Annotated in this window: 12 protein-coding genes; all 12 read right to left on the bottom strand. The window is 42.8% G+C overall.

Annotated elements, in window-relative coordinates:
- Positions 1–70 precede the first annotated feature (70 nt).
- The 12 genes from trpS to D890_RS0103280 are packed head-to-tail and all read right to left on the bottom strand — an operon-like array spanning position 71 to position 10,919.
- On the bottom strand, positions 71–1,048 hold the full coding sequence (trpS, locus tag D890_RS0103335) for a tryptophan--tRNA ligase (protein WP_018963119.1): 978 nt from the start codon (positions 1,046–1,048) through the stop codon (positions 71–73).
- A gap of 44 nt (positions 1,049–1,092) precedes the next feature.
- Positions 1,093–3,207, bottom strand: a complete 2,115-nt coding sequence (locus D890_RS0103330) for a polya polymerase (protein ID WP_245533132.1) — start codon at positions 3,205–3,207, stop codon at positions 1,093–1,095.
- Positions 3,183–4,478: a thymidine phosphorylase gene (locus tag D890_RS0103325; protein ID WP_018963117.1), complete on the bottom strand. Its 1,296-nt coding sequence runs from the start codon at positions 4,476–4,478 to the stop codon at positions 3,183–3,185. The genes D890_RS0103330 and D890_RS0103325 overlap by 25 nt, the downstream gene beginning before the upstream one ends.
- Positions 4,478–5,299, bottom strand: coding sequence for a purine-nucleoside phosphorylase (locus tag D890_RS0103320; RefSeq protein WP_018963116.1), 822 nt, complete (start codon positions 5,297–5,299; stop codon positions 4,478–4,480). The genes D890_RS0103325 and D890_RS0103320 overlap by 1 nt, the downstream gene beginning before the upstream one ends.
- A 3-nt stretch (positions 5,300–5,302) precedes the next feature.
- Positions 5,303–6,463: a phosphopentomutase gene (locus D890_RS0103315; RefSeq protein ID WP_018963115.1), complete on the bottom strand. Its 1,161-nt coding sequence runs from the start codon at positions 6,461–6,463 to the stop codon at positions 5,303–5,305.
- A complete protein-coding gene (locus tag D890_RS07840) occupies positions 6,453–7,307 on the bottom strand; it encodes a tyrosine-type recombinase/integrase (RefSeq protein WP_083916927.1) in 855 nt (284 codons plus the stop codon). Before D890_RS07840 ends, D890_RS0103315 begins: the two co-directional genes overlap by 11 nt.
- Positions 7,211–7,720 carry an NUDIX hydrolase gene (locus D890_RS0103305; RefSeq protein WP_018963113.1) on the bottom strand — a complete coding sequence of 170 codons (510 nt, stop codon included), beginning with the start codon at positions 7,718–7,720 and terminating at the stop codon, positions 7,211–7,213. Before D890_RS0103305 ends, D890_RS07840 begins: the two co-directional genes overlap by 97 nt.
- The gene (locus D890_RS0103300; protein ID WP_018963112.1) at positions 7,695–8,243 is read right to left on the bottom strand and encodes a 2-oxoacid:ferredoxin oxidoreductase subunit gamma family protein; all 549 of its coding nucleotides are present in this window, start codon (positions 8,241–8,243) and stop codon (positions 7,695–7,697) included. The genes D890_RS0103305 and D890_RS0103300 overlap by 26 nt, the downstream gene beginning before the upstream one ends.
- A complete protein-coding gene (locus tag D890_RS0103295; protein ID WP_018963111.1) occupies positions 8,240–8,992 on the bottom strand; it encodes a thiamine pyrophosphate-dependent enzyme in 753 nt (250 codons plus the stop codon). The genes D890_RS0103300 and D890_RS0103295 overlap by 4 nt, the downstream gene beginning before the upstream one ends.
- A 5-nt stretch (positions 8,993–8,997) precedes the next feature.
- Positions 8,998–10,053 (bottom strand): 3-methyl-2-oxobutanoate dehydrogenase subunit VorB, encoded by a 1,056-nt coding sequence (gene vorB / locus D890_RS0103290; RefSeq protein WP_018963110.1) that lies wholly within the window; start codon positions 10,051–10,053, stop codon positions 8,998–9,000.
- Positions 10,050–10,283 (bottom strand): 4Fe-4S binding protein, encoded by a 234-nt coding sequence (locus tag D890_RS0103285; protein WP_018963109.1) that lies wholly within the window; start codon positions 10,281–10,283, stop codon positions 10,050–10,052. Before D890_RS0103285 ends, vorB begins: the two co-directional genes overlap by 4 nt.
- Before the next feature lie 3 nt (positions 10,284–10,286).
- Positions 10,287–10,919 (bottom strand): hypothetical protein, encoded by a 633-nt coding sequence (locus tag D890_RS0103280; protein ID WP_018963108.1) that lies wholly within the window; start codon positions 10,917–10,919, stop codon positions 10,287–10,289.

The following is a 10,919-nucleotide window of genomic DNA, read 5'->3' as shown; positions in this document are numbered from 1 at the left end:
CCTATATCATTAGCTAAACGCTTCCCTGCAGTGGTCTTGCCACTCCCTGCTAAACCATCTATCGCTATCTTCATAGACCGATGATATCCATCACTTCTTCTATGGTTTTTTGAGCAACTTCTTGTGCCCTCTTGTCACCGTAGTCAACTATCTTCTTAAGTTGTTCTTCATGTTCTAAATAATAGAAATATTTCTCTTGTTTAGGCCTTAAGTAATCCCATATGATCTCAGCCAACATGTTTTTATGTTCAACACAGCCGATACGTCCTTCTGTGCAACGCTGGTATATATCTGCCGAATATGTACCATCAACAAAAGGTTTCTCAAGTTGAAAAACAGTACATATGTCCGGATGGCCAGGGTCTGTTTTTCTTATTTTTTCTGGGTCCGTTATCATTTGTTTTACTTTATTTACAATTGTGTCCTTATCGTCCTCTATGCTAATAACGTTATTGTATGATTTGCTCATTTTTCTTCCATCAGTGCCGGGCAAAACAGGGGATTCATTTAGTACAGCCTGTGGCTCTGGAAAGCAATCCGTTCCAAACAAATTGTTGAAGCGACGTGCAATTTCTCTTGTGATTTCTAAATGGGGTTGTTGATCTTTACCTACAGGAACCATAGTTCCTTTATATAGTAGGATATCGGCTGCTTGCAAAACAGGGTATCCCAATAAGCCGTAAGGTAACGGCTGGTCTGCTCTAACCATGTCTTTAAGGGTGGGATTTCGCTCAAGCCATCCCACTGGGGTTATTGCAGAGAATATGGTAAACAGTGTTAAGTGCGCAGGTACATGCGATTGAATGAAAATGGTGCTTTTATCAGGATCCAACCCGATAGCGAGCAAAGTTGCAACAGCTTTTTTTGTATTTTCGGCGATTTCGCGGCTGCGTTCTTCTAAACCAAACAGTGCATGCCAATCGGCAACAAAATAAAAACAATTATGATTATCTTGAAGATTTACCCACTGTTGAAGTGCACCCCTTATATTTCCCAAATGGGGAACGCCGGTAGGTCTAATTCCACTTACTACGATATTTTCAGACAAGACAATGTCACCTCCGAAAATGTTGATTTCTCTTAATTGTTATTCTATCTGAGCCTTTGAAGTAGTTCCTCAGCAAGTTTATTAAAGCGATTTGAGCTTCCTAATTGTTTAAAAAAACGTTTGCGCTCATCCATATTACGAAAGCCTAATCCAATTAGAGCCATTGCATATTCTGACAGTGTTCTAACATCCATGTTCTCCTGGAGCGCTCTTTTTTCTAACAGGCTAAGTCCTTGTTCCAAAATGTCATCGAACAAGAAAGATTCGCCAAAAAAGCGCATCAAATCAAAACGAACAATATCTTTAATGTTCTGGAAAACCTGAGAGGAACGCATCAAATCACGGAACTCCATGAGAACTCGAGGTGCCGGTCTGCCCTTTACATTCACGTTCCGCAACTCTTCCTCGAGTTCCGGAGCCAATGTAAAGTTCAACTTGTTTTTATAGTTTATAGCTCGAAATGCTCGCGACGGATCTTCCAATATGGACCATCGTTTGATCAGCTTTATAGTTCTTCTCTTCAAATCACTCAGTCCCTGGAACGGATCGAGCATGCTCACTCCAGGGTTTAATTGAAGGGCAATGGCATTTATCGTAAAGTCCCTGCGCTCTAAATCTTCAATTATGTCCGAAGTTGCTACCTCGCTCAATATACCAGGTTTTTCATAATAATCTTTCCTGGCTCTGGTAAATTCAAGCTTGGTTCCATTTAATACACCTTTTACGGAAAACGTTTTCGGTATAAGCTGACAAGAGATGCCCATAGAACACAACACGTTGTAAACGGCTTCTACATCACCCTCGAAGGATAGATCAATATCGTCTGGCTCTTTTCCCAGAAGGTAATCTCTAATGGCTCCTCCTACTAAATAAACTTTTACACCTTTTTCTGTAAGCTTGCTAAGGAGAGGTCCAATCTGATTGTAAACTTGTTCTCCAACCTTAAGCACTTCGCTGGGATTTTCATAAAACTGCAAAACGCCTTGCCTTATGAGATCATCTGTGGTGGCAATGTAAAAACCGTCTTCCTTTTCTACTAGCAACGGCATACGTCGTTTCAAAAATGGATAAGCAGTGCTTAAGTCCTCATCTTGTTTGAAACACGGGAAAGGCTCACTAAACGATAAAACATCCCGTTCTCCGTACCCCAATCTGTTTAGACGTTCTAAATCTTGACGAGTAATGTAGAAGAATGTATGATCAGAACGAAGGCATACAACCGATAAACCATATTGCCTACAAAACTGAAGAGCAGATGCCACTGGTAAAGGCTCAATAAGTGTTACTTTTGAAAGTGTGATATCACTCACTAGGGTATACTTAAGCACTTCTTCTCTAATGAGTTCTGGCAATGTGGAAAACAGTGCTTCCACATTACCTCTGCTTCTAAAAATGAACGCATATCGGTGCCCTACAGGATTTAGAGACGCTAATAAATCCCACAAAGGAACGTTTTCCCGGGCACGACATATGCCTAGAACACGATTCTTACCGCCTACGAGCAAAACATAAGCATCTATTTCTTGAGTTGCCTGCAATAGCTGAACTATGGAGGATATTTCTCCATTTGTTTCCTTTTCGTAGACATAAGATAAACTAATGGTGTTACCCAGTATGCCTATTTGTTCCTGACGTTCGATGATCTTATATATCGCAGAAAAATGCGCTTCACTTAAAGGCGGGCTAATGTGGACATCCATACCCACAAGATTGCTGTGAAGCTGCCTTAGCAGCTTCACACTCTCTAAATCCAAGGGTTTTGTCGAGTCGTAACGGAGGAAACCAGTATCCTCATAAATACCAGAAAGAAGCAAACACCTTATATTATCAGGAATACGCATTAGATACCCGCACTGATTCAGCCACAATGTTACAGCACTACTATTCGCGCCAAAAACAGTACCATGGTGGTCGAAAATGTATTCTGCTTTCCAGTTGCCTACACTATCGGTATCGCAAAAAATAACTGTTTCGTCGACTTCAGAAGTCAAGTACTCTTCAACTCCTTTTACGAGTTCGGCAACATTGCGGTTCTTCGGCTCCGGCAAGAAAACTTTAGCCCCAAATACACTGCTTAATCCCAAGGCCGATCCGAAAGCGTCCAAGTCAACGCCCTTATGTACAACGATAACCATTATTCTTTGGAATTCGTGCTCCACCAAATGAGTGGTCTTTGAGCGCTTTCAGTTTCCTTTATAGTAAAAGAATGTGATAGCCTGTTCAAAGCATTATCTAAAGAATGCTGGTCATTGTAGTAAATGTGTGCTATTACCTGCCCTTTCTCTACCTTATCGCCGCCTTCGACAAAGAACTTTATTCCCACGCCATGGTCAATGGCATCTTCCTTTCGCGTCCTTCCCCCTCCAAGTTCCACTATGGCCATACCGACTTCGACAGTATTGTTGTAATCTAAGTAACCGCTCTTGTCTGCTTTAAGTTCGAAGATGTTTTTCGAGAGCGGAAGTATGGAATAATCGTCAATGACCTTTGGATTTCCTCCCTGAGCTTGAACCATTTCTGCAAACTTTTGTATGGGTTTACCAGAAGCTATGAGCTTGTCAAAATCGGGAACAGGCAGGTTTACACTGTTAAGCGTGTCCACATAAAGCTGCTTCACAAGAGCACTAAAGCGATTGTTCACCTTCCCTTTCAAGAAATCCATAGCCTCAATAACTTCCAGCGAGTTGCCTACAGCATAGCCTAACGGTTCGTTCATGTCGGTAACATGAATTTCAACACGACGTCCGAATTGTTTCCCTAAGCTCAGCATTATCCTACAAAGTTCTTTAGCATCTTCAAGATTCGTTATAAATGCGCCATTGCCCAATTTCACATCTAAGCTAACCAGGTCGCTGTTTACAGCGATTTTCTTTGACATAATGCTAGATGCAATGAGCGGCAGTGCTTCCACCGTGGCAGTAACATCTCTGAGACTATATAGCTTCTTATCAAGTGGCGCCAGTGCGTCAGATTGTGCCACTATAGCGGCTCCCACCTTTCGGAGCAAGTCTTTAAACTCCTCCGTGGAAAACTCCGTCCTCAATCCAGGTATAGATTCCAATTTGTCAATAGTGCCTCCGGTGTGCCCAAGTCCTCGTCCGCTCATTTTTGAGACAACTAAGCCTGCAGATGCTAGCAAAGGAACCAACGCAAGGGAAATTTTGTCCCCAACTCCACCGGAAGAGTGCTTATCTACTTTGATACCATCTACATCGCTGAGATCGAGCTTCTCGCCACTTTCCACAATTTCATCTGTGAGCCAATAGGTCTCCTCATCATCTAAGCCTTTAAGAAAAGACGCCATAAGCCAAGCCGAAACTTGGTAATCAGCCACTTTGCCACTTAAGTAGTTCGAAAGGAACTCATGCATGGACTCTCTGTCGTGTTTTTGACCGTCACGTTTTACTCTGATAAATTCCTGTGGTAACATTACAAACTCACCTCTTCGAGTAATTGCCAAATTAGTTCACTCAATGTATTGCTGGCTGTTTCAGCAGCCTGCAGAACCATTTCATGCGTTATTTCTTGAACAATATATGGAAGTGCAAGGTCTGTAATGACAGACACCCCCAGCACTGGAAGGCCCATGTGAGCCGCAACAATGCACTCGGGCACTGTACTCATGCCTACAGCATCTGCACCGAACCCCTGCATCATCTTCAATTCAGCATGCGTTTCGTATGTAGGACCGGCTACGGCAAGATATACACCCTCTCGCAAATTCACTCCTTTTTCCACAGCAATTTTCCTAAGTTTTTCCATGTATTCATCACTGTAAACATGATATAAATCTACAAATCGAGGACCCCATTCTTCAATATTTGGTCCGATGAGTGGGTTAACACCCATAAAATTGATGTGATCATTTATGAGCATGAGATCTCCTACATGGAACTTTGGATTTAACCCACCGGCTGCGTTCGTGACGATAAGCAGCTTTGCGCCAAGCAGTTTTGCTACCCTTACAGGGTAAGTAACCTCACTCAGGCTGTATCCTTCATAATAATGGAAACGTCCGTTAAATGCGAGCACTTTATTTGTGCCAATATGCCCAACAATAATCTCTCCAGCATGCCCTTTGACTGTACTCTTAGGAAAGTGTGGAATGTCCTTATAAGGAATTTCTTCCTCTACATTCATCTTTTGTACTAAATTACCTAACCCGGAGCCTATGATAATTGCAGCATCAATACTGCCGATTTTTTTCTCTAAGAATGATTTAGTTTCAAATACCATATCTTTTATGTCCACGAACTAACCCTCCTTCAAGAGATTCTTGCCCCAGCTCCTATTTGTAGAAACGCCCAACGCATCAATGACTGTTTGGCCTTCATGCACATAACCGGGGATGGTTCCTAATACATTGCTTTCTGTAAAACGCGGAGAAATAGCTAAAAACGGAACATACTCACGGGTATGATCTGTATGCTTTGAGTATGTAGGATCATTCCCGTGGTCAGCTGTCACAATAAGCAGATCATTGTTGGTCAAGCCTTGATAGAGTTCTTTAAGGCCTTGATCTATCATCATTATGTTTTCATAGTATCCCTGTACGTTACGTCTATGGCCATAGACCATATCAGAATCTACCAAGTTTGCATAGATTAATCCGCTTTTCTTTGAAGTAGAAAGCTCTTTTAAAACCTTCAAACCATCAGCGTCACTTTCCGTGTGAATGCTTTCTGTCATGCCTCTGCCTGCAAAGAGATCGTGAATTTTCCCAACTGCGCACACAGGAATATTCTTTTCCACGAGTTCGTCTAAAACAGTGTGCCCTAAAGGTGGCAAAGAAAAATCATGCCTTCTCGGCGTTCTGTAAAATTCTCCAACTTTACCAGCAAAAGGTCTGGCAATAACACGGGCTACTGCATGATCTCCTGTAAGAAGGTCACGAGCAATTTGGCACATATGATACAACTCTTCTACAGGAATTACATCTTCGTGAGCAGCAATTTGAAACACAGAATCGGCAGATGTATATACAATAGGGTAACCTGTCCGAACATGCTCTTCACCCAACTGTTTGATGATTTCTGTACCAGACGCAGGGAAATTACCTAATGTCTTCCTTCCGATACGACGTTCAAATTCCTCCATGATTTCCGGCGGAAAACCGTTAGGGTATGTAGGAAAAGGTGTAGTCAGAACCAACCCAGCCATTTCCCAATGTCCCGTTGTGGAATCTTTGCCCTTGGAGAGTTCTTGTAGTTTAGCCACAGTTGCAGGAACACTCAGAGGAGTACCATTAACCAAATAGCCCAGACCGTGGTTCCATAAGAAATCCGGAACGGGCCGGTCTCCTATGACATGAAGAGCTGTATTAAGCGATGGAATATCATCGTATTCTTCGCAATCAGGCTCAGCTCCAACACCAAAACTATCGATAACTACCCAAAATACTCTATCAAATCTCATCCTTACCGTCGCCTCCTAATAGACCTTTTTCTTCCACTAAGATTTTCAAAGCATCTTTATACACGTGCGTATAACGTTGAGTCGTAGTGATATCACTATGGCCCAATGATTCCTGTACTACTCTGATGTCAGCATAGTTAGTAAGTTCCGTGGCAAATGCGTGCCTCAGAATGTGTGGATGCGTACCCAAATATGTTTTTGTTTTTCTCCATAACCATGTTCTGGAGCGCTGCTTTCCGTTTTTATTACAAAACACGTACGTACTTTTCTGCTGCATTCCTGACAGATCCAGCTTCAGAGCCTCGGAAAGTGGGAGCATACGCTCTTTACCACCTTTGCCTCTAATGAGCATATAATCACCCGATATATCGGTCCATCTAAGGTTGAGAACTTCAGAAGCTCTAAGCCCACAATGAAGCATTAGTCTAAGCGCAAGCCTGATCTGGACATCTTTTATGCTTTCAATTTCCACATCCATCTCTTTCCACTTGGGTACATCTATTATCTTCTGAGGGATCTTGACCTTTGGTTTGCTGTTATCCATGGGAAATCCGCGTCTGCGCAGGAAAACGAAAAAAGAAGATGTTCCAGAAAGTTTTCTGGCAATGGTAGCCTGGGATAACCCCTTGTCGAAAAGAAACTGCCTAAACTGTTCTAAATCAATCGAGTGGAACTCATTTACAAAGAGAAAAAAATCTTCAACATCCTTACTGTAAGCAAGAACAGTCTTTTGTGAGGCCTGCTTCCTTAAAACGAGCCATTTCCGAAATGCTTGAGTAAGTGTTTCTCTTTGCTCAAGCAGAGCGCTAACGATGTCTTCATGTCCATTAACACAGTTGTCCATACATCTTCAATTTTAAGCGAAACGGGTTCCAAATTTTCACTCGGATCATTCATATTCAGTTCAGAGCCACTGCATTCTGCATAAAACAGATGTGTTACTTCATCACTATAGCCTGGTGTAGGATAAAAAGACCCTAAAGATGTCAGATTTTCTACGCTGAGACCAACCTCTTCATCAATCTCACGTCTCACCGCTTGGGATGGGTCTTCATCATGTTCCACAAGACCGGCTACAATCTCCAATATGATTTTATCAATGGCCGGACGGTAATGTTTAACAAATACGAGTTTATCACATTCTGTCCAGTATATTAAGGCGCCCACTGCATGCGGGCGCCTAACAACTTCATATTTCTCATTAACAATGTCTACTTGCAGAAAATTGCCTTTAAACAATGTTCTTTGCAAATTCATACCCAAGTTCAATTGCTTTCTTGTTAATTTCCACCAATTGAGGCCGTTTATCTCCCACTTTATGAACCATTGCACTTTCCAATTCTTCTATAGTAAATGTATCTTTCCAAAGCCACCCCATTACGCCAAGCATAACCATATTTGCTGCTTTTTGTGACCCCGATTGTTCTGCCAGTTCGTTGGCAGGAACTCTCAAATAAGTTACATCTGAACGCTTTGGTTCAATGGTGATCAGCGTACTATTCAGAAGGACTGTTCCTTTTGGTTCAACCATCTTTTCGAACTTCTCCATTGAGGGGTTATTCATGATAACAGCTATCTGTGGTGTATCAACCACAGGAGAACCTATTTCTTCATCAGAAATAACAGTGGTGCAGTTTGCTGTTCCGCCTCGCTGTTCTGGACCGTAGGACGGAAGCCATGTTGCATTAAGGTTTTTTTCCGTAGCTGCTAATGCTAAAATCTGACCCATAAGCATAACGCCTTGGCCGCCAAAACCGGCAATGACGACATTCTTCGTCATTTCTGCTCACTCCCTTCCACGTCCTTCAACACACCAAGCTGATAGAACTTGGCAAGTTCGTTCTTAGCGAACTCCGACGCTTCTACGGGTGTCATTCCCCAGTTGGTGGGGCATGTTCCAACAACCTCCAAGAAAGTGTAACCTGCCTTTGCCATTTGGAGCTCGAATGCGTGCCTAATATATTTTTTGGTGTCCGTGATGGCACGAGGATTATATAGTGAACTACGGGCGGAAAAAGCCGTTCCACCTTGAAGAGCGATCGTCTCTGCCATTTTTACTGGATAACCTTCTCGCTTTGGATCTCGCCCGTAAGGTGACGTTGTTGTTTTCATCCCAATGAGCGTCGTAGGAGCCATTTGACCACCGGTCATTCCATAAATGGCGTTGTTGTACATAAAGGTTGTAACATTCATACCTCTGATGGCTCCGTACATAGTTTCCGCTAGACCTATAGAAGCAGCATCACCATCACCTTGGTAAGTAAAAACTAATAAATCTGGATGAGCCAGTTTTATACCAGTAGCTATAGCTACAGCACGACCATGAGGAGCCTCTATCCAATCAATGTCAAGATAGTTGTAAGCCAAAACAGCACACCCTACAGGTGCTACTGCAACAGCTTTATCAGCCAGATTCATCTCGTCGAGTACTTCTGCAATTAAGGCATGCAGAATGCCGTGGTGACAACCTGGACAATAATGGTTGACAACCTTTTCAAGTGTTTTAGGTCTTTCGTATACTACTTTCATCCAGATCACCCTCTCAAAATTTGCTCAATTTCACTAGGCGTAAAAGTTGTTCCTCCTGGATGGCCATGGAATTCGTATTGCTTTGTGGGATCGTAAACATAGAGTTTTACGTCCTCAATAAGCTGACCAGCCGACATTTCCAACACAACAATTCGCTTTGCAGATTTTGCTTTTTGAGCCAACGCAGCCTTTGGGAATGGCCATAATGTTACGGGTCTGAATAAACCGATACTCTTGCCTTCGCCCAAAACTTTCTTTACAGCAGAAATAGTAAGCCTTGCTACCGTACCATAGGCTACAACCAGCGTTTCAGGATTATCTACACCTACGTAATCATATCTGGATTCCTTTTCTTCTATCTCGTGATATTTTCCTTGCAAACGCCAGTTGATTGCTTCGAGCTTATCTGGGTCAAGTTCCAAAGAAGTGTTCACGTTCTTCTTGTTACCATGACGGAATTTGCCACTAAGAGACCAATCTGGTAAAGGAATCTCTTCAGGGTCAGTAAAGTAGTTAAACTCCACGGCTTCCATCATCTGCCCGATTAGCCCATCTACAGCTACCACAACAGGGTTCCTATATCTGAAAGCCGTTTGAAATGCCAAAGGCATAATATTGATTACTTCTTGAATCGTGTAGGGTGAAAAAACGATGACATGGTAGTCACCGTGTCCGCCACCTTTAGTAAGTTGAAAGTAGTCACTCTGGGCAGCTTGTATGTCTCCAAGACCTGGGCCACCTCTCATAGCGTCCACAATTAATGCAGGTACTTCTGCACCAGCCATGTAAGAAATAGCTTCTTGCATTAGAGAAATACCAGGGCTACTTGATGCAGTCATTGCATATTTACCAGCAGCTGCCGCGCCGTAAAGCATATTAGATGCGGCCAGTTCTGATTCAGCTTGAATAAACGTCCCATTAACTTGTGGGAGACGATAAGCCATATACTCTGCTATTTCACTGGCAGGTGTTATAGGATAACCGAAGTACAGACGACAACCAGACCTGACTGCAGCTTCGCCAACAGCTTCGTTTCCTTTCATCAATATGCGATCGCTCATGCTCTCTCCACCTCCGGTTTATAAACAGCTATGGCTCTTTCTGGGCACGTCATGGCACAGTAACCACAACTTATGCACTTATCATTGTCAAAGATCTCCACAGGGTGAAAACCCTTGCTGTTTATCCTTGAAGAAATTTGAAGCACGTGCACCGGGCAAATGGATACGCAGAGCTCACACTGTTTGCACAATTCTTCGTCTACCACAACTTTTAGAGCTCCCTCATTCATGTCTTACACCTCCAACTTAAGAAACCTTTTTATTGGAAAAAGTGGCATATCTGTCACCTTTTCAACCTCTGGAATTAACTTTTCAAGCGTCACCAAGACACTCGGTTCTCCCAAATGCATATCCTTATAAAGTTCCAAACCATGCATGACCACGTCCACGTCCGTTTCGTCAAGTAGATGCGGGTTCAGAATAAAGCGTGGTTCCTCTGGCAGCATGGACAAGATTCTTCTTATGAGAAATTCAGATTGGGGTCGGTAAGGATTAACCACGACAAAAAACGAAATTGTCCGTTCTTTCAATAGATTTCTCAAAGTGGTCAATGGTACTAAACCAAGTTCACCGCCACCCATGTCCAAAACCACTTTATAACCTTGGGTAAGCCAAACCTCCGGCGTGTACTCAATAACAGGGGTGTCCATGTATTTCCATTCTTTATTCAAACTACCCTCTCGTCGGTCACCCATGTCAACGTCTCTCGCTCTCATCAGTGGTTTATACATGTCAGCATCATAAACTTGCACCAGAGAGAACTTATCCATAATATTTAGAGCTATCTCGGTTTTACCTGTCCCGCGAGGACCAGCCAAAGCAATAAGTTCATTACCATCAAAGAACGTATCAATGTTTGCCGTCAT

Source organism: Coprothermobacter platensis DSM 11748 (genome assembly GCF_000378005.1).
GTDB classification, from domain to species: Bacteria; Coprothermobacterota; Coprothermobacteria; order Coprothermobacterales; family Coprothermobacteraceae; genus Coprothermobacter; species Coprothermobacter platensis.
The sequence above is the reverse complement of the archived record's forward strand: the minus strand, read 5'-3'. Positions and strand labels throughout refer to the sequence as shown.

Bases quoted from the DNA above. Each gene is read 5' to 3' on its own strand.
- vorB (WP_018963110.1), bottom strand. From the start codon at position 10,053: ATGAGCGATCGCATATTGATGAAAGGAAACGAAGCTGTTGGCGAAGCT.
- D890_RS0103305 (WP_018963113.1), bottom strand. From the start codon at position 7,720: ATGAATTTGCAAAGAACATTGTTTAAAGGCAATTTTCTGCAAGTAGAC.
- D890_RS0103315 (WP_018963115.1), bottom strand. From the start codon at position 6,463: ATGAGATTTGATAGAGTATTTTGGGTAGTTATCGATAGTTTTGGTGTT.
- D890_RS0103300 (WP_018963112.1), bottom strand. From the start codon at position 8,243: ATGACGAAGAATGTCGTCATTGCCGGTTTTGGCGGCCAAGGCGTTATG.
- D890_RS0103295 (WP_018963111.1), bottom strand. From the start codon at position 8,992: ATGAAAGTAGTATACGAAAGACCTAAAACACTTGAAAAGGTTGTCAAC.
- D890_RS0103285 (WP_018963109.1), bottom strand. From the start codon at position 10,283: ATGAATGAGGGAGCTCTAAAAGTTGTGGTAGACGAAGAATTGTGCAAA.
- D890_RS0103280 (WP_018963108.1), bottom strand. From the start codon at position 10,919: ATGACGGCAAACATTGATACGTTCTTTGATGGTAATGAACTTATTGCT.
- D890_RS07840 (WP_083916927.1), bottom strand. From the start codon at position 7,307: ATGGACAACTGTGTTAATGGACATGAAGACATCGTTAGCGCTCTGCTT.
- D890_RS0103325 (WP_018963117.1), bottom strand. From the start codon at position 4,478: ATGTTACCACAGGAATTTATCAGAGTAAAACGTGACGGTCAAAAACAC.